This is a genomic window from Gemella taiwanensis (genome assembly GCF_054054385.1).
Genome location: NZ_JBSMTL010000002.1, coordinates 62,363 through 82,586 on the forward strand (window position 1 = coordinate 62,363; position 20,224 = coordinate 82,586).

Annotated in this window: 18 protein-coding genes; all 18 read left to right on the top strand. The window is 30.6% G+C overall.

Features of this window, described 5'->3' with window-relative positions; translation table 11 throughout:
* The 18 genes from tkt (at position 1) to ACWOA3_RS02430 (ending at position 20,166) form a co-directional block, all read left to right on the top strand.
* Positions 1 to 1,977, top strand: coding sequence for a transketolase (gene tkt / locus ACWOA3_RS02345; RefSeq protein ID WP_456883943.1), 1,977 nt, complete (start codon positions 1 to 3; stop codon positions 1,975 to 1,977).
* Positions 1,967 to 2,335, top strand: coding sequence for a S1 RNA-binding domain-containing protein (locus ACWOA3_RS02350; RefSeq protein ID WP_456883944.1), 369 nt, complete (start codon positions 1,967 to 1,969; stop codon positions 2,333 to 2,335). The genes tkt and ACWOA3_RS02350 overlap by 11 nt, the downstream gene beginning before the upstream one ends.
* Before the next feature lie 297 nt (positions 2,336 to 2,632).
* Positions 2,633 to 5,254 (top strand): alanine--tRNA ligase, encoded by a 2,622-nt coding sequence (alaS, locus tag ACWOA3_RS02355; protein WP_456883945.1) that lies wholly within the window; start codon positions 2,633 to 2,635, stop codon positions 5,252 to 5,254.
* Between the two features lie 184 nt (positions 5,255 to 5,438).
* On the top strand, positions 5,439 to 5,744 hold the full coding sequence (locus ACWOA3_RS02360; RefSeq protein ID WP_271966328.1) for an Asp23/Gls24 family envelope stress response protein: 306 nt from the start codon (positions 5,439 to 5,441) through the stop codon (positions 5,742 to 5,744).
* Between the two features lie 14 nt (positions 5,745 to 5,758).
* A complete protein-coding gene (nusB, locus tag ACWOA3_RS02365) occupies positions 5,759 to 6,154 on the top strand; it encodes a transcription antitermination factor NusB (RefSeq protein WP_442566302.1) in 396 nt (131 codons plus the stop codon).
* A gap of 13 nt (positions 6,155 to 6,167) precedes the next feature.
* The gene (gene xseA / locus ACWOA3_RS02370; protein ID WP_442566303.1) at positions 6,168 to 7,427 is read left to right on the top strand and encodes an exodeoxyribonuclease VII large subunit; all 1,260 of its coding nucleotides are present in this window, start codon (positions 6,168 to 6,170) and stop codon (positions 7,425 to 7,427) included.
* Entirely contained in the window at positions 7,428 to 7,628 is a 201-nt protein-coding gene (gene xseB / locus ACWOA3_RS02375) for an exodeoxyribonuclease VII small subunit (RefSeq protein ID WP_271966326.1), read from the top strand.
* Entirely contained in the window at positions 7,621 to 8,481 is an 861-nt protein-coding gene (locus ACWOA3_RS02380; RefSeq protein WP_456883946.1) for a polyprenyl synthetase family protein, read from the top strand. Before xseB ends, ACWOA3_RS02380 begins: the two co-directional genes overlap by 8 nt.
* Positions 8,482 to 9,047: 566 nt before the next feature.
* Positions 9,048 to 10,193 (top strand): glycerate kinase, encoded by a 1,146-nt coding sequence (locus ACWOA3_RS02385; RefSeq protein WP_456883947.1) that lies wholly within the window; start codon positions 9,048 to 9,050, stop codon positions 10,191 to 10,193.
* Entirely contained in the window at positions 10,186 to 11,049 is an 864-nt protein-coding gene (locus ACWOA3_RS02390) for a DMT family transporter (RefSeq protein ID WP_456883948.1), read from the top strand. The genes ACWOA3_RS02385 and ACWOA3_RS02390 overlap by 8 nt, the downstream gene beginning before the upstream one ends.
* A gap of 11 nt (positions 11,050 to 11,060) precedes the next feature.
* Positions 11,061 to 11,960 carry a C39 family peptidase gene (locus ACWOA3_RS02395; protein WP_456883949.1) on the top strand — a complete coding sequence of 300 codons (900 nt, stop codon included), beginning with the start codon at positions 11,061 to 11,063 and terminating at the stop codon, positions 11,958 to 11,960.
* A 266-nt stretch (positions 11,961 to 12,226) separates the two neighbouring features.
* Positions 12,227 to 12,967 (top strand): Fe-S cluster assembly ATPase SufC, encoded by a 741-nt coding sequence (gene sufC, locus ACWOA3_RS02400; protein ID WP_271966321.1) that lies wholly within the window; start codon positions 12,227 to 12,229, stop codon positions 12,965 to 12,967.
* A gap of 1 nt (position 12,968) precedes the next feature.
* The gene (gene sufD, locus ACWOA3_RS02405) at positions 12,969 to 14,255 is read left to right on the top strand and encodes a Fe-S cluster assembly protein SufD (protein WP_456883950.1); all 1,287 of its coding nucleotides are present in this window, start codon (positions 12,969 to 12,971) and stop codon (positions 14,253 to 14,255) included.
* A 5-nt stretch (positions 14,256 to 14,260) separates the two neighbouring features.
* The gene (locus ACWOA3_RS02410) at positions 14,261 to 15,487 is read left to right on the top strand and encodes an aminotransferase class V-fold PLP-dependent enzyme (protein WP_456884126.1); all 1,227 of its coding nucleotides are present in this window, start codon (positions 14,261 to 14,263) and stop codon (positions 15,485 to 15,487) included.
* Entirely contained in the window at positions 15,477 to 15,905 is a 429-nt protein-coding gene (gene sufU / locus ACWOA3_RS02415) for a Fe-S cluster assembly sulfur transfer protein SufU (RefSeq protein WP_003146098.1), read from the top strand. Before ACWOA3_RS02410 ends, sufU begins: the two co-directional genes overlap by 11 nt.
* Before the next feature lie 35 nt (positions 15,906 to 15,940).
* Positions 15,941 to 17,320, top strand: coding sequence for a Fe-S cluster assembly protein SufB (sufB, locus tag ACWOA3_RS02420; protein ID WP_035466867.1), 1,380 nt, complete (start codon positions 15,941 to 15,943; stop codon positions 17,318 to 17,320).
* 341 nt (positions 17,321 to 17,661) lie between these two features.
* A complete protein-coding gene (locus tag ACWOA3_RS02425) occupies positions 17,662 to 18,777 on the top strand; it encodes a hypothetical protein (protein ID WP_456883951.1) in 1,116 nt (371 codons plus the stop codon).
* Between the two features lie 204 nt (positions 18,778 to 18,981).
* A complete protein-coding gene (locus tag ACWOA3_RS02430; RefSeq protein ID WP_442566310.1) occupies positions 18,982 to 20,166 on the top strand; it encodes an acetate/propionate family kinase in 1,185 nt (394 codons plus the stop codon).
* Positions 20,167 to 20,224 lie beyond the last annotated feature (58 nt).

Below are 20,224 nucleotides of genomic sequence, written 5' to 3' on the forward strand. Positions count from 1 at the left end.
ATGTCACAAAAATCAGTAAACGCAATAAAAGTATTGGGTGTTGATGCGATTAACAAAGCGAAATCAGGACACCCTGGTGTAGTAATGGGAGCAGCACCAATGGCTTACTCATTATTCACAAAACACCTTAGAGTAAATCCAAAGAAAACTGACTGGATTAATAGAGATAGATTCGTATTATCAGCAGGACATGGATCAATGTTACTATATTCATTATTACATCTTTCAGGATTTGAAGATGTATCCTTAGAAGAAGTTAAAAACTTCCGGCAATGGGGTTCTAAAACTCCTGGGCACCCAGAGTTTGGGCACACTAAAGGTATTGATGCAACAACAGGACCACTAGGACAAGGTATCTCTACAGCAGTAGGTATGGCTTTAGCAGAAAGATATTTAGCTGCTAAATATAACAAAGAAGATTATGACTTATTTGATCACTACACATATGTAATCTGTGGTGATGGAGATATCATGGAAGGTGTTGCTTCTGAAGCGTCAAGTTTTGCAGCAGTGCAAAAATTAAATAAACTTGTAGTATTATATGATTCAAATGACATCTGTCTAGATGGTGAGACTAAAGATGCATTCTCTGAAAATGTTCGTGCTAGATATGAAGCATACGGATGGAACACTATCCTTGTTGAAGACGGTGCAAATGTAGACGCGGTTAGCGCAGCTATTGAACAAGCTAAAAAATCTGATAAACCTACATTAATCGAAGTAAAAACAATTATTGGAGCTGGTTCACCTAATAGACAAGGAACAAATGGAGTTCACGGTGCACCATTAGGTGATGAAGAAACAGCATTATTCAGAAAAGAAATCGGTTGGGAAAATGAACCATTTGATATTCCAGCGGATGTATATGCTGATTTCAAAGCTAATGTTGCAGAACGTGGAGAAAATGAATATGCTAAATGGGAAAAATTATATGCAGATTATAGAGTAAAATTCCCTGAATTAGCAAAAGAGTTAGAAGAAGCACTTACTCGTGAAGATATTAAACACTTATCAAAAGAAAGCTTCAGCTTCAAAAATGTAGGAGAAGCTCAAGCAACTCGTAATTCATCTCAAGATGCAATAAATAGTGTTGCAGCTGTATTACCAACATTCTTCGGAGGATCAGCTGACCTTTCACACTCTAATATGACATTCATTAAAGGTGATGGCTTACAAGATGATGAACACAGAACAGAACGTAATGTACAATTTGGTGTTCGTGAATTTGCCATGGCTACTGTACTTAATGGGTTAACATTACACGGGGGAGTACGTGTATTCGGTGGTACATTCTTCGTATTCTCAGACTACCTAAAAGCTGCATTAAGATTATCAGCTTTACAAAACTTACCTGTAACTTATGTGTTTACACATGATAGTATCGCAGTAGGTGAGGATGGTCCAACACACGAACCAATTGAACACTTAGCATCATTAAGAACTATTCCAAACACATATGTATTTAGACCTGCTGATGCAACTGAAGCACAAGCTGCTTGGTATCTATCACAAAAAACAAATGATAAACCGACATCAATCGTATTAACTCGTCAAAACTTACCAATTTTAGAAAATTCTTCATTTGAGAAAGTTACTAAAGGAGCTTATGTTGTTCATGAAACAGCATCAGACTTCGATACTATTCTAATCGCTACAGGATCTGAAGTTGCATTAGCAATTGATGTAGCACGTGAATTAGAAAAAGATGGTTCAAAAGTACGTGTTGTAAGTATGCCTTCAGTTGAGTTATTCGAAGAACAATCAAAAGAATATAAAGAAGAATTATTACCACTTAATATACGTCGTCGTGTATCATTAGAAATGGGTAACAGTGCTCTTTGGTACAAATATGTTGGTTTAGATGGATTAGCAATCGGAATTGATAAATTTGGAGCTTCTGCACCTGCGAATAAAGTAATTGAAGAATATGGATTTACTGTTGAAGCAGTTGTAGAGAAAATTAAAAATGAGCTATAGAGAAATTCGCCCTGGCGATATCATAAAAGTAAAAGTAACAGCCGTTAAACCATATGGTGCTTTTATTGAAACACGAGACAAGATGGTAGGTTTAATACACATTTCTGAAATTACAAATTGTTTTATATTTGATATAAGTAGTTATATAAAACAAGATGAAATTTTAGAAGTAAAAGTCCTATCTATCAAGGATAATAAAATTAATGCAACATTAAACTTTAAACAAAAAAAAGACAATGATAAGAAAGAAATTAATAGCCTTGATACTTTAAATTTCGTGTATGGATTCGACACACTTAAACAAAATATGAAGCTGTGGCAAAAAAAAGCTATACTCGAAATGAGGGATTCTAAATAATTTCTATTGACAAATGTTATTTAACTGTTTATAATAAACTTAAATATTAAATGAAGTTTAGGAATTAAAAGTTAGTAATATTATTTAAAAGAGAGAATCTAGTGGTGAAAAGGATTCATAATATAACTTTTATGCTACCTATGTAGTGCTTCATCGGCATTCATGCCGTTATAAAAACTAATGAGGAGTACAAAGTACTCGAATTAGGGTGGTAACACGATTATAGTCGTCCCTTGTGTAATTAAATTTACACAAGGGGCTTTTTATTTTATTTGTTAGCTTGAAAGGAGAATATAAATGAAACAACTAACATCAACACAAATTAGAAGAATGTATTTAGATTTCTTCGTAGAAAAAGGACACAAAATTGAACCAAGTGCATCTTTAGTACCAGTTGACGATCCTACATTACTATGGATTAACTCAGGGGTTGCAACACTAAAAAAATATTTTGATGGTAGAGAGATACCTGAAAATCCAAGAATTACTAACTCACAAAAATCAATTAGAACTAACGACATTGAAAATGTAGGTAAAACTGCGCGTCACCATACATTCTTTGAGATGTTAGGAAACTTCTCAATTGGTGACTACTTCAAAAATGAAGCAGTACCTTGGGCTTGGGAATTCTTAACTTCTGAAAAATGGTTAGGATTAGAAAAAGAAAAATTATCAGTAACAATTCACCCTGAAGATACTGAAGCATACGATATATGGCGTAATGTTATCGGTCTTCCAGAGGATAGAATTATTCGTATTGAAGGTAACTTCTGGGATATCGGAGAAGGACCTTCTGGACCTAATACTGAAATTTTCTATGACCGTGGAGAAGACGCTGATACATGGTCACCAAAAGAGGAAATGTACCCAGGTGGAGAAAACGATAGATATCTAGAGGTTTGGAACGTAGTATTCAGTCAATATAACCACAATGCTGATGGTACTTACACTGAACTTCCTGCAAAAAACATAGATACAGGAATGGGATTAGAGAGAATTGTATCTGTATTACAAGATGTTCCAACAAACTTTGATACAGACTTATTTATTCCAATCATTAGAGAAATTGAAAAACTTTCTGGAGCTAAATATGGTGTGAATGCTGAGCAAGATGTAGCATTCAAAGTTATCGCTGATCACATTAGAACAGTAGCATTCGCTATCGCTGATGGAGCATTACCATCAAATGAAGGACGTGGATACATACTTAGAAGACTTTTACGTCGTGCAGTTAGATATGCTAAAGTTTTAGGATTAAATAACTCATTTATGTACAAATTAACAGATGTTGTTGCTGAAATTATGGAAGACTACTATCCAAATGTTAAAGAAAGTGCAAGCTTTGTAAAAGATGTAATTCTTAAGGAGGAAGATAGATTCCACGAAACACTAAACGAAGGTGAAGCAATCTTAAATAATATTGCAAAAGAAGTTAAAGATACAACAAAAGTAATTTCTGGTAAAGATGCATTTAAACTTTATGATACTTTTGGATTCCCAATTGAATTAACTGAAGAATATGCAGAAGAATTAGGATTAACAGTTGATATTGACGGGTTTAATGAAGAGATGGAAAAACAAAAAGAACGTGCTCGTTCATCTCGTCAAGAAGATTCTTCAATGCAAGTACAATCTGACCTATACAACAGAATAGTAGGAGACAGTGAGTTTACTGGATATACTAAACTTACAGATGAAGGTAAATTATTAGCTATAGTTGATAAAGAAGATAACTTATTAGAAAACTATAATGGTGAAGAGAATATAAAAGTAGTATTTGATAAAACTCCATTCTATGCTGAAAGTGGTGGTCAAGTAGCTGACAGAGGTTTAGTATTAGCAGATGGATTCAAAGCAGAAGTAATAGATGTTAAGAAACTTCCTGATAAACGTCACATTCACTTAGTAAAAGTACTAGAAGGTGAATTACTAGTTGGTAAAGAATATAAACTAGAAGTAGATAGAGCTTATAGATTAAATATTGAGAAAAACCACACTGCAACTCACTTATTAAATGAAGCTCTTCGTCATGAAGTTGGTTCTCACATTAAACAAGCAGGATCACTAGTAACTGATGAAAAACTAAGATTTGATATTACTCACTTCGCTCCACTAACTAAAGAAGAAATAGAAAAAGTTGAGAAAGAAGTTAACAATCAAATTTGGAATGCATTAGAAATCAAAACAGAAGAGATGCCAATAGCTGAAGCAAGAAAACTTGGTGCTCAAGCATTATTCGGTGAAAAATACGGAGATGTAGTTCGTGTAGTTTCTATCGGAGATTATTCTATTGAATTATGTGGTGGTACTCATAACGCTAACAGTGCTGAAGTTGGAATCTTCAAGATTGTTTCTGAATCAGGTGTAGCTGCAGGTGTACGTAGAATTGAAGCTTTAACAGGAAAAGCAGCATACGAGTATTTAAGAGAACAAGAAGAAACACTTCGTTCTGTTGAAAAATTAACAAAAGCTAATGTTTCTAATGTACTAGAAAAAGTTTCTGGATTACAATCAGAAATTAAGAAACTGGCTAAAGAAAAAGAAAGCTTACAACAAAAAATTGCTAATGCTGAATTAAACAACTTAGTAAACAATATTAAAGAAGTAAATGGTGTAAATGTACTAACAAGTGTAGTAGAATCAGAAAATATGAATCACTTAAAACAACTTGTTGACAATGCTAAGTCTAAATTAGAAAACTATGTTATTGCTTTTGCTTCAGTAAATGAAGATAAAGTAAACTTCGTAGTTGCTGTAGACAAAGCTATCACTGATAAATATAACGCTGGAAAACTAGTAAACGTATTAGCAACAGTATGTGATGGACGTGGTGGTGGACGTCCAGATATGGCTCAAGCAGGAGCAAAAAATAAAGATAATATTGATAAAGCATTTGAAGAATTATTAGCTAATATCTAATATTTTTTCTGAATGATAATAGGGAAGGGATTGCCCAAAAAATAGTTTTAACGATTAACTATTTTAAGGTAATCTCTCCCTTTTTTCCTGAAAATATGGTATAATTAATAAGATTATTATGGACAAATAATAATTTAATGTTAGATTATTTCTAGTATTAAATATAATTTTGGAGGAAATGAGAATGGAAACTAAAAAATTAGGAAAAGTAGAAATTAATCCAAACGCTTTAGAAGTTATTGCTAATATAGCAGCAACTGAAGTTGAAGGGGTTTCTAAATTATTAGGAAAAAAAGTTTACTCTCGTGGAGTTGAACTAGAATTTGCAGGATCAGAATTAGTTATAGATGTTTATTGTAACTTAAAATCTGGTTTCTCTGTAGCTAAAACAGCAAGAAAAATTCAAGAAAATGTAAGAAATTCAATATTTAATATGACAGAAATTAATACTAAAACTGTAAATGTTAATATAATTGGAATTGATTTTTAATTTAGGAGATATAAATGAAGAGCAGACATGAACTTAGAGAAGCAGTTTTTAAAATTTTATTCCAAGTAGAGAATACTGAACTAGATTTTATTGAGCTGTTAGACTTAGAACAAGAAGAAATTTCTACAAGTATTTATGTAAATAAAACATTAACTGAGATTATTGAAAAAAAAGATGAAATTGATGAGGTAATTTCAAATAATTTAAAAGATTGGAAACTAGACCGTTTATCAAAAATGGATAGACAAATACTGCGTATTTCAGCTTATGAAATTCTTTATAGCGATATTCCTTATAAAGTTTCTATAAATGAAGCTGTTGAACTTTCAAAAAAATATAGCGAAAAAGATGAAAGTTATAAATTTATCAACGGAGTACTAAAAGGAATTGTAGAAAACTCAACAAAATAAGAGGTAAAGGTAGATGGAAGAAAGAACATATCTAACCGTTACAGCATTAAACAAATATATTGAGAGAAAGTTTTTATTAGATCCATATTTAGGTGAAATATATATAAAGGGTGAAATCTCGAATTTTAAACTTCATAATAACAATAATATATATTTTTCAATAAAAGATGAAAATACTAGAATAAATGCAGTTTGGTTCGGAGCGAAATCAAAGGATTTTAAAGATGGTGATACAGTTTTAATTAAGTCAAAGATTAATTATTACTTTCCTCGTGGAGAGCATAATCTTTTAGTTACCGATATGAAAAAAGATAGAATCGGTGAATTATATCAGAAGTTTTTAGAGCTAAAGGAGAAATTAGAGAAAGAAGGACTTTTTCTACCTCAGTATAAAAAACAAATACCAAGTTTTGCTCAAAATATAGCTGTTGTAACAGCAAAAACTGGAGCAGCTGTTCAAGATATTACTAGAACAATTCAACGTCGTTTTCCAATAGCAAAGATAAATATTTATTCTACTTTAGTACAAGGTGATAATTCTGTTCAAGATATAGTTAAAAACATTAAACTAGCTGATGATGGTTCTAATGATGTAATTATACTAGGGCGAGGTGGTGGATCAATAGAAGACCTATGGAGTTTTAATACTGAAGAAGTAATTAGAGCGATTTTCAACTGTAAGACACCAATAGTAACAGGAATAGGACATGAGACAGATACAACGCTTGCTGATTTTGTATCTGATAGAAGAGCTTCTACACCAACTGCAGCTGCGGAATTGGTAACACCTAATATTGAAGATATTAAAAATAGAATCTCATTTAATTATGATAAACTAACAAATACTATTACTTATATTCTTCAAAATTATAAAAATAGAATAAGTAATAGTGAAAACAATCCATACTATAAAAACTATTCAAAAATATTTACAGAGTACAGAAGAACTGTTGAGTTGTTAGAAAAAGAACTTAGTAAATCCTTGCAAATACTTGTTAAGGACAAGAAAAGTGGTTTATCAATTTCAACTGATAAGTTTATGAACTTTGACTTGTTGGCTAGATTTAAAGAAAACTTTACTGCTGAGATAAATCGATTAGAAGCAAATTCACCGTTAAATATTATGAAAAAAGGTTATTCTGTTGCATTCTTAAATGATGAAAAAATAACATCTGTTAAGAATGTTAAAACAGGTGATGATATTATTGTTCAATTAGCCGATGGAAGTCTTGATTGTAAAGTTAACAATATATCCGGTAAAGGAGTTAAGTAAATGGGTAAAGAGAATTTTGAAACAAGTTTAATGAATCTTGAGAAAATTGTTGCAGAATTAGAATCTGGAAAACTATCTTTAGAAGATTCGTTAGAACGATATAAACAAGGAATCGATTTGATTAAAAACTGCAATGAGTTAATAAGTAATGCAGAGAAAGAAGTAGCTAAATTAACTAAGGATTTCAAAGAGGATGAATAATTTTAAAAACTTCATAGAAGAAAATAAAGATCAATTAAATAGTTTTGCTAAAGAATATATTGAACAATTAGAGATGCCTGATATTTTAAAAGAATCTATTACATATTCGTTAGTGAATGACGGTAAGAAAATTAGGCCGCTATCATTTTTATATTTGTTAAAATACTATGAAGTAGATTATACAAAGTATTTTGATATTGCGCTAGCCATTGAGTTAGTTCACACATATTCATTAGTCCATGATGACTTACCAGAGATGGACAATGATGATTATCGTTGGGGGAAACTCACGAATCATAAAGTTTTTGGTCAGGATCTTGCGGTACTTACTGGTGATGCTATGTTAACGTTGGCTTTTGAAGTACTTAGTGACTCTAATGTTGAGCCGACTTTAAAAGTTAGATTAATTAAGCAATTCGCTAATTATTCTGGAGCTATGGGTATGATTGCAGGTCAAGTATATGATGTAAAACAAAAAAATTACAATGTCGATGCGGACTATTTAAGAAAAATGCACAGTTTGAAAACAGGACGTTTAATTGAATTACCGATGGATTTCGCTTGTTTAGTCGCAGATAGAGCTATAGATTATGATAGTGTTAAAGAATTTGGTAGACAGTTAGGTATTGCTTATCAAATTAAAGATGATATACTTGATTATTATGGTGATTTTGAAAAAATTGGAAAATTACCAAGTGATGATGATATGATTACATATCTTAGCTTCTATGGTATTGATGAATGTGAGGAACTACTTCAAAAACATACAGATAATGCTATAAATACAGCAAAACAATTAAATAATAGTTTATTGATAGATTTTGCAGATTATTTATTAAAACGAGATAAATAGTTTAAAATACTAACTTAAATATAACTATTAATATATAATTTTAATTGTGTTTTGCATAATAAACTAATTAAATCTTTTATAAAGATTAGGTTATCTTTATAAAAGATTTTTTATTATATATAACAAAAATTAAATTGAAAACCACGAAAGTTTAGGGGTAAACTTCGTGGTTTTTTACAGTTATTATATTAGTCTAAATTTAGGGAATTAGAAACTCGTAGAACTAATATATTTAAAATGTTTACTGTAGCTTACTGGCACAAACATGAGGATTACTTATAATTGTAAAACTAAAAGTAGTTTGCTTCTACAGTTGACAAATTAACACTGTATATTTTTTAATATAATCAAAAAAGTGAGTTCTATTTTTAACCCTAAATATAAAGTAAAATACTTTACATAATTATTATACTAAAAATAAATGCAAATTTAAAGTATTTGTGTAAATTTTATCAATGAAAATGTTTTTATTCTTTATTTTCATTATTTGAACTTTAATTTAAAGCGATTTAATGATAAAATTAACTAGATATATATAACAGATTTATAGGGGGAGTTGATATTTTATGAAATTTTTAGTAGCAGTTAATGAATTCAAGGGCTCTTTATCTTCTTATGAAATTGGGAAAATAATTTCAAATAAAATAAATAAATCTATTTATAATCATGAAGTGACTATGGAGGTAGTTGCTGATGGTGGTGATGGTTTTTTAGGTTTATTTAAAAATTTTGAAAAAAGACAATTTAAAACTATAAATGCAGCTCTTCAAGAACACACGGTGAACTATTTAGTAAATAATATTACTAAGGAAGCTGTAATTGAAATTGCTGAGGTTATCGGGTTAAAACAACTCTCAGAAGGTCAAAAAGATCCGTATAAGACATCAACCGTTGGTCTAGGTAAACTGATTGCTCATTTATTAGATGAGGATATTGAAAGTTTCATTATTGGTTTAGGTGGTAGTGCAACTAATGATTGTGGCATTGGAATGCTCAGTGAATTAGGTATTAAGTTTACGAGTTTAAGTGGTGAAAGTTGTAGCGATGGAATAACTGATTTAAGTAAGATAGAGAATATAAATTTAGATAATAAGAATCAGAAACTCTCTAAGGCTAAATTTACAGTTATTAGTGATGTAAATAGTTCTTTGTTTGGTAAAAATGGCGCTACATATATTTATTCAAAACAAAAAGGATTAAAAGAAGATGATTTTTCAATTGTAGATGCTTATGTTGAAAATTTTTCAGAAAAAGTTTTAGCAGTTATCGGGAAAGACTATTCATCTTATCCAGGTAGTGGAGCTGCTGGGGGATTAGGATACGCCTTTTTATCTTTCCTAGATTCTACTATACAATCTGGTTCAAGTTTCATGATTAATTATCTAGATTTAGAGAAAAAAATTCAAGGTATAGATATAGTAATTACAGGAGAAGGAAAACTTGATAAACAAAGTTATATGGGGAAAGCACCAATAGAAATTGCTAGAATAGCGAAGAAATTTAATAAAAAAGTTATTTTTCTAGCTGGTAGTATTCTCGATGAAGAACTAAGGGAATTAAGTAGTGAAGATAAGGAACTTGTAGATGCTTCATTCTCAATTCAAAGAAGATTTCTTTCGTTGGAAAAGGCTATGAATAAGAGTGTAACTAAAGATAACATTGAACAAACAATTAAACAAATATTAAGTATATTGGAGTTTAAGAATGGATAAAAAAAATAACATTTTAATGGGGATATTTTGCATAGTCGTAGCAGGATTTGGTTTTTCTCTTATGTCTCTATTTATAAAATTGGCTGGAGATCTACCATCTATGCAAAAAGGTTTTTTCAGAAATATTATTGCGGTTGGAATCTCGTCAATTCCCTTAATAAAGCATTGGAAAGTAATTAATCTGCCAAAAGATAAAATTGAATGGAGTGTATTAATTTCACGTAGTGTTTTTGGAACAATAGGATTGGTGTTTAATTTTTATGCAATAACTCATATAAGTCTAGCAGATTCAACGATAATACAAAAGTTATCGCCATTTGTAATTTTAATATTGTCGTTTATATTCTTTAAAGAAAAAATGACAGTATTTCAGCTAATATCTATAATTATTGCTTTTATAGGTGTAGGATTTATCGTAAGACCTACAGGTGATGGTTTTATTAGTATGGGGGCGTTGGCTGCCCTTCTAGGAGCCTTTTGTTCTGGTATAGCTTACACTTGTGTTAGGTATCTAGGAACACATAATGTTTCAGGAGAATTTATAATTTTCTTCTTCTCGACATTATCTACCTTCATGTTGTTGCCATATCTTATTTTTGATTATAGAGATATGACAGTGTTTCAATTCTCAATGTTATTATTAGCTGGTGCATCAGCGACTGTAGGGCAGTATGGTGTAACTTTTGCATATAAATACGCAGCCGCAAAAAATATATCGGTTTTTGATTATTCGCAAGTCTTATTTTCTGGAATTTTAGGATTTATATTCTTCAATGAGTTACCAGACTTGCAAAGTTTGATAGGATATATAATAGTTATTTCTGTAGGGATAATTTTAGTGAAAAAAAGTAAATAAAGAGGTGTTAAATGAAAAGAAAAAATATTGATATTTTGGTAGTTGCTATTCTTGTTATTTGTACTATAGTATTATATGTAGTTCAAAATAATAAAGAACTACTATTTAATTACTCGAGTAAGAGTACTAATAACACTACTAAAGTTGAATCAAAAAAAGAAAATATTGCAAATGCTCGAGATGGAATTCAAGGTGTTGCTCAACCTTCGCCATTTATAACTACTCCTAATGGTGTAGAAGCTAATCTTCTTCAGAATGCTAATGGAAGTTTAATAGGTCAATTAATCTATTTACAAAGAGAACATTTGCCAGAAGCAGAACAAAAATTATTAGCAAATAATAAAGATGCTACTCAGTATGTTCTTGGTTACTTGGCAGGTCAACAAGCTACACCTTTTGAACAGGGACAAACAGTAGATATAGATAGAAAGTACCCTTATTACATACAATGGGATAAAAGATGGGCATATGATAAACTTGGTGGAACTAATATCGCTATTGGGGGATGTGGACCAACTTGTGTAGCTATGGCTTTAGGAGGAATATTAGACGATAAGTCAATTACTCCAAAGAGTATTGCTGAAAAAGAAGATGCAAATGGTTACTTTGCTGAAGAAGGAACAAAATGGAGCTTTTTCGATTATATAGCTAAAGAATATGGTGTAAAATCTACAGGAGTTCCATTAAGTAAAGAAGCAATAAATGCAAGTTTAGATAAAGGAAATCCTATTATAGCTTCTGTACACCCTGGAAAATTCACAACAGTGGGTCATATAATATTAATCACTGCAAAAGATGAAGATGGTAATTATATAATTAATGATCCTAATAGTTACACAAGAACATTAAAAAAATGGTCTTACGATGAATTAAAAACAGAAATCGTAGCAATGTGGGAGTTTTCAAAATAGAATAAATTATATTAAGGAATCTTCAATAATATTTTATTGGAGATTCTTTTACTGTGTTAATTTAAAAGGAAGTTTGTAATATAATTATGATATGTATTTTAACTGAAAATAAATCAGTTAAAGTTTATTTTGATTGAAAAATTTATCAAACTGATAATTTGATAATAATTATGAAAACCTTTATAATTAATATTATGAAAATAACGATTATCAGTATTAGATATCTTACTTATAAATCGTAAAATATAAAAGATGGAGGAAATAAAATGTCAGTTCTTGATATAAAAAATCTAGAAGTATCAATTAATGAAAAACAAATATTAAAAGGACTTAACTTAGAAATAAAATCTGGTGAAATTCATGCGGTAATGGGACCGAACGGAGCTGGTAAATCTACATTAGCTTCTGCAATTATGGGTCACCCAAAATATGAAGTAGATGGTGGAAGTATCTTATTAGATGATGAAGAAGTATTAGAGATGGAAGTTGATGAAAGAGCTCGTGCTGGACTATTTTTAGCTATGCAATATCCATCAGAAGTACCAGGAGTTCCAACTTCGGAGTTCATTAAATCAGCAATTAATGCTCAACGTGAAGATAGTATTCCTCTAATGCAATACATTAAAAAATTAGATAAAACAATGGAATTTTTAGATATGGATCTAAAAATGTCTCAACGTTATGTAAATGATGGTTTCTCTGGTGGAGAAAAGAAACGTAACGAAATCTTACAAATGATGATGTTAGAACCAAAATTTGCTATTCTAGATGAAATTGACTCAGGTTTAGATATCGATGCATTAAAAGTAGTATCAAAAGGTGTCAACAAAATGCGTGGAGAAAACTTTGGTTGCTTAATAATCACTCACTACCAAAGATTATTAGATTACATTGAGCCAGATTTCGTTCATGTATTAATGGATGGAAAAATCGTAAAATCAGGTGGACCTGAATTAGCGCTTCGTTTAGAAAAAGAAGGTTATGATTGGCTAAAAGAAGAGGTTTAATATGGAAAATAATAAATTAAAATTAAGTATTAAAACTTTACAAAGCATTTTTTCAAATACAAATGAACCAGAATGGTTTTTAAATACTAGAAAATTAGCGTTATATAAAAGTTATACACTATCTTTTCCAAAACTAGAGTCTATGGAGTTAGAAAGATGGAACTTATTTAATGTTGATTTTTCAACTCTAAGATTAGAAAATGAAGGAAATATAGATATAACTAAATATGGAATTAATAATGATGATTTTGCTGTAGTGCAAAAAAATAACACTATTGTACATATTAACATTCCAGAAAAATATGCAGATAAAGTAGTTATTAAAGATATTTTTTCGGCTATGAATGATAATCATATTAAAGACAGCTTTATGAGTGTAGTTGATTATGCAGAAAGTAAAGTGACGGCTGTGCACTATACATTATTAAATGCAGGATTATTTATTGATGTTAAGGATAATGTGGTAATAGAAGAACCACTTCAATATATTGTAATTTCGGATAAAGAACAAAGTATATTTAACCATGTTACTATCCAAGTTGGTAAAAACGCCAAATTTAACTTCATTGAAAATTATGTAAATAATCAAAGAGAAGACAAAGCTCCATTCAGCTTAGTATCTGAAGTTGTAGCTCATGAGGGAGCGCAAATTAATTATAGCTCTATCACAAACCAACCAGGTGAGAAACGTGGAACTATTTTACGTCGTGGATTAACATACAGGGATTCATTAATTAACTGGAATGTTGCAGCGATGGATGAGGCAGATGTATATCATGATAATACAACGAATATTCTTGGTGATGGTTCTGAAGCTAACCTTAAGATTGTTACTTTAGGAGTTAAAGAACAAAAAACTTACTTCAACAGTGAAGTAGTTAACCAAGGACTAAGCAGTAAAGGTGATATTCTTCAACACGGTGTATTACTAGATAGATCACATATCGTATTTAACGGTGTAGGATTTATCGTTAAAGGAGCAACAGGTTCTAATGCTTATCAAAGTTCTCGAATGCTAACACTTTCATCTGAAGCAAAAGCTGATGCAAATCCAATGCTATTAATCGATGAGAATGATGTTATGGCAGGACACGGTGCTTCTTTAGGACGTATTGATGAAGAGCAATTATACTACTTACAAAGTAGAGGATTAACAAGAAAAGAATCAAGTAGATTACTAGTTCACGGATTCCTATCACCTGTAATCGCAGAATTAACAGTAGATAAAATCAAAGAACTTGTAACAATTCTTATTGACGAAAAAATTAACAATAATGAGAGTGAGTAATAATGATAGATTTAAAAAAATATAGAGAAGATTTTCCTATATTAAAAAGAAAGATATCGAATAATGATTTGATATTTTTTGATAACGGAGCTACTACTCAAAAACCAAACCAAGTAATTGATGCTATTTCAGATTACTACAGAAATTATAATTCGAATATTCATAGATCTGTTTACACATTAGGGGATGAACCTGAAAAAATCTATGAAGGTTCAAAGGAGCTTGTAAAAGAATTTATTAATGCTAGTAGCTACGAAGAAGTAATTTATACTAGTGGAACTACTGAGAGCTTAAATTTTGCAGCAAGAATTCTAGAACAAGATGTTAGTGAAGGTGATGAGATTATTCTTACATTCATGGAGCACCACGCTAATATTATTCCTTGGCAACAACTGGCTAAACGTAAAAATCTAGTTTTAAAATATTTAGAACTAGATGAAGAAGGAAGAATTAGTATTAAGCAACTTAAAGAGTTTATTACAGAAAAAACTAAAATTGTTTCAATATGTCACGCTTCTAATGTATTAGGGAATATTAATCCGGTATATGAAATTGGTGAATTATTAAAAGATAAAGATATTTATTTTGTAGTAGATGCTGCCCAATCAGTACCACATTTAAGAATTGATGTGCAAAAAATGAATTGTGATGTTTTAGCTTTTAGTGCGCATAAGATGTGTGGACCTACTGGTATAGGTGTGCTTTATGGTAAAAAGAGCTTATTAGAAAAATTTGATCCAGTAGAATTTGGTGGAGGAATGATTGGTATTGTTGAAGATACTTCTGCAACGTGGGCTATACTTCCAGATAAGTTTGAAGCGGGAACACCACTTCTAGCTGAAGCTGCTGGACTAGCTGCAACTATTAAGTATTTAAATAGTATTGGATTAGAAAATATAGAAAAGTATACAAAAGAACTTACAGAATATATGTATTCTGAATTGTCTAAAATTGAGAACATTGAGATATATGGTGTGAAAAATATCGAAGACAGAGTTTCGTTAGTATCTTTTAACTTAGTAGGTGTTCATCCTCATGACTTAACTAGTTTCTTAGATGAAAAAGGAATTTGTATAAGAGCAGGTCATCAATGTACACAACCATTATTAGGAAAATTAGGAACATATTCGGTAGCGAGAGCGAGTCTATATCTATATAATACAAAAGAAGAAATAGATTTCTTTATTCAAACTTTAAAAGAAACGAAGGAGTTTTTCGAAAATGAGTTTTAGTGATTTAAAAAGTTTATATAAACAAGTAATCTTAGATCATAGTAAACATCCTAGAAATAATGGAGTAATAGAAAATAGTTATAAGCTAGAGATGTTAAATCCTTCATGTGGTGATAAAATAACTGTTAGTATGAAATTAGTTGATGATATTATTGAGGATATCAAATTTGTTGGGACTGGTTGTTCTATTTCGTTAGCTTCAGCTTCAATGTTAACAGAAGAACTAAAAGGTCTATCAGTAGAAAAAGCAAATGCCAAAATTAAAGACTTTTTAAATATGATAATGGGAAATGAATTTAATGAAGAAAACTTAGAAGATAGTATTTCATTACAAAATATTTCTCAACTTCCAGCTAGGGTAAAATGTGCAACTCTTGCATGGAAAATTACAGAAAAAATATTAGAAGAAAATAAATAGAAAAAGGAGTGATTGCATTGAATAAAAATGAAGAAATGTTTACCGATTATCAGTATGGATTTTCAGATAAAGATGTATCTATATTCAAAACTGATAAAGGATTAACAAAAGAAATCGTCAAGACAATTTCTGAAAGAAAAGAAGAACCACAATGGATGTTAGAATATCGTCTAAATGCATTAAAAGAGTTCTATAGAATGCCGATGCCTACATGGGGTGGAGACTTATCAGAAATCGATTTTGAGGATTTAACATACTATGTAAAACCATCAGAAAAAACAGAGCGTTCTTGGGATGAAGTACCAGAAGAAATTAAAAATACTTTTGAAAAACTTGGTATTCCAGAAGCTGAACAAAAATACTTAGCAGGTGTATCTGCACAATATGAATCAGAAGTAGTTTATCATAATATGCATAAACAATTCGAAGAAAAAGGAATTATCTTTGAAGATACTGATACAGCATTAAAAAATCATGAAGAAATTTTTAAAGAATACTTCTCAAAAGCTGTTGATTTTAATGATAATAAATTCGCTGCATTAAACTCTGCAGTATGGTCAGGTGGATCATTCATCTACTGTCCAGAAAATGTATCTGTAGAAGCACCGCTTCAAGCGTACTTTAGAATTAATAGTGAGAAAATGGGGCAGTTTGAGCGTACTTTAATTATTATTGAAAAAAACTCTTCTCTTCACTATGTAGAAGGATGTACTGCTCCAACTTACTCAGCTAGTTCACTACATGCTGCTGTAGTAGAAATCTTTATTAAAGAAAATGCTCGTTTTAGATATACGACTATTCAAAACTGGTCAACAAACGTTTATAACTTAGTTACTAAGCGTGCGATTGTTGAGAAAAACGGGACAATGGAATGGGTAGATGGAAACTTAGGTTCTAAATTAACAATGAAATATCCAGCTTGTATCTTAGTTGGTGAAGGAGCAAGTGGAAGTACACTATCTATTGCAATGGCTAGTGAAGGACAAGTACTTGATGCGGGTTCTAAGATGATTCACCTAGCGCCTAGAACATCATCTACTGTTGTTTCTAAATCAATGTCTCGTCGTGGTGGAAAAGTTAACTACCGTGGATGGATTCACTTCGGTAAAAACTCAGAAGGATCTCGATCAAACATTGAATGTGATACATTAATCTTAGATGAATACTCAACTTCAGATACTATTCCTTACAACATAGTTAAAAACTCTAACGTATCATTAGAACACGAAGCAAAAGTATCTAAAGTATCAGAAGAACAACTATTTTACTTAATGAGTAGAGGTCTTGATGAAGGACAAGCTACAGAAATGATAGTTATGGGATTCATCGAACCATTTACGAAAGAACTTCCAATGGAATACGCTGTAGAATTAAACAGATTAATTTCATTTGAGATGGAAGGATCAATAGGATAATAAATTATATTTTGAACTCTGAAAATCTATGAATAGATTTTCAGAGTTCTTAAGGTTGTATAATAAAATCCAGGCATGAGAAAATTAGAAAACATGGATATGAAATTGAATCTGCAACGAGACAGTTAGAAAACTTAATTAGCGAATAATAAATAAAAGGATTATAAAATATACTTAAATTAGAATTATAATTTTGATGAAAGTTAGTCTTATAGTCTTTTTATTTTATGTCAAAATATGGTTGTTATAGAAAAATTGTTAGAGTTATGTTAATATTATAAGTGAAGTATAAAAAATAAATTTTAGATAGAAATAGTGTAACGAAGTATAGGAGTTTAGTTATGAGTAATAATAATCAAAGATATAATAACAACGAATCTAACAATGGTTATCAGGATCAGAATACAAATTATTATGATAATTACCAAAACCAGGAATTCTTGAATTATAATGAGAATAATTATGACCAAAGTCAAATCTATAACGATAATTATCAAAATCAAGAAATGTATAATGGTCAATATAGTCAAGATGTTAATTATAATGGTAACTTACAAAATCAAAATACTGAGTATAACGATCAATATAATGAAGGCTTAAATAGTTACGATATAAATTATCAAGATCAAAATATGAATTATAATACATATAATGATAATAATCAATTCCAAACTAATAACCAGGAGTATTATGAACAAAATGATAATAATTTTAATCCAGTATATGAAGAATACGCAGAACCTAAGAAAAGAACAGGTATAATACTATTGGTTAGTTTTTTGATTATTGGACTTATAGCAATATCTGGATATTTTGCATATAACAAATATATTGTTAATAAGAAGGCGGTAGTTGATCTTAATCAGTATGAAATAGAATTTAAGCCATACGGAACTGATGGAGATGGAACTGCAGCAGCAGATATTAAGAAAATTCCAACAGTAGAAAATGCAGACGGAAGTGTAACACAATTTCTACAAGAACCTACTATAACTTATAGTAAATCAAATAACTTAAAAAATGGAGAAAAAGTTGAAGTAACAATAAGTCTAAGTAAATCTTCTGCTGATGCAAAAAAACTAGAACTTAAAGGTGAATTCAAACGTTCATATACAGTAAAAGGGTTAAGTGAAAAATCAAAAGATAATAGTAGCAAAGATAGTAAGTCTTCTTCAAGTAGTATAGTACTTAGAGAAGATAGTTCGGTGAATACTAAAGAACTTACAGATACTCAAGTCGGTGATTGGGCAAGGGCTATTTATATTAAAGAATTTTCTCGTAATTCTTCAACTTCTGATTTTTCATATGATGTTTGGTTAGGTAGCGATCATTTAGCCTATGTTAATCTGAAAAAAAACGGAAGTATAGTAGGGAAATATAGAGTAAACGCAAGAGGTGAACTTGAACATAGTGAAAATAGCGGATGGGTAGTAGTAAGTAGTACATTCACTTCTTAAATGCTGTAATCAAAATATTTTTATATTCGCTAAAAAAACATAAAAACTTATAAAACTGATAACTAAAATATAGATAGCGTATTCTAGTTATCAGTTTTTTTGTAAATTTTTTATTATAAAGTTATAAATAACTCTTGTAATTAATTATAATTAATGAGATAATAGACTATATAATGTAAATAGAGTAAGAGGAGATATATACTTATGACAAAGATTTTAGCTATTAACTCAGGAAGTTCATCTTTAAAATTTCAATTATTTGAAATGCCTGAAGAAAAAGTTATTACAAAAGGACTAGTTGAAAGAATCGGTATTGAAAATAGTGTATTCACTATCGAATTCAACGGTGAAAAAAATAAAGAAACATTAGATATTCCAAATCACGATGTGGCAATCGAAATGTTACTTGAAAAATTAACTAAATTAGGAATTGTAAAAGATGTTAAAGAAATCGAAGGAGTTGGACACCGTGTTGTTCATGGTGGAGAATTCTATGATGCTTCTGTATTAGTTAATGATGAAGAGTTAGCTAAAGTAGATTCAATCGAAGACTTAGCGCCTTTACACAACCCAGCTAATATTAAAGGTGTTCGTTCATTCCAAAAAGAATTACCAGGTGTTCCAAACGTATTAACATTTGATACAGCATTCCACCAAAGTATGCCAAAATCAACTTACATGTATGCTGTGCCAAGAGAATTTTATGAAAAATACGGAGTTCGTAAATATGGTGCTCACGGAACTAGCCACAGATTCATTGGGGAAAAAGTTGCTGAAATTTTAGGAAAAGATCCAAAAGAACTTAAAACTATTTCTTGTCACATTGGGAACGGAGCTTCAATTTGTGCTATTAAAAATGGTAAATCATTCGACACTTCTATGGGATTCACTCCATTATCAGGATTAGTAATGGGTACTAGAACTGGTGATATTGATCCAGCTACTATCCCTTATATCGCTCAAAAAACTGGATTATCTCTTGAAGAAATCGTGCGTATTTTCAACTTTGAATCAGGATTAAAAGGAGTTTCAGGATTATCTTCTGACTTACGTGACGTTGAGTCTGTAAGAGATACTAATCCACATGCTGCTGAAGCAATCGATGTTTACATCAACAGAATTAAAGAATATGTTGGAGCTTATGCTGCAGCTATGAACGGTGTAGATGCTATCGTATTTACTGCTGGTGTTGGTGAAAATGCTACATGGGTACGTGAAGAAGTATTAGAAGGTTTAACTTTCCTAGGTGTACAAGTTGACAAAGAAAGAAACAATGTACGCGGAAAAGTTGCAGAAATTTCTACAGCAGACTCTAAAGTTAAAGCATTTGTTATTCCAACAGATGAAGAAGTTATGATTGCTAGAGATACTTATAACTTATCTAAATAATATAAGAGATTAAAAGGGCTGGGGTTTCTCCAGTCCTTTACTATTTTGAAAGGATAAT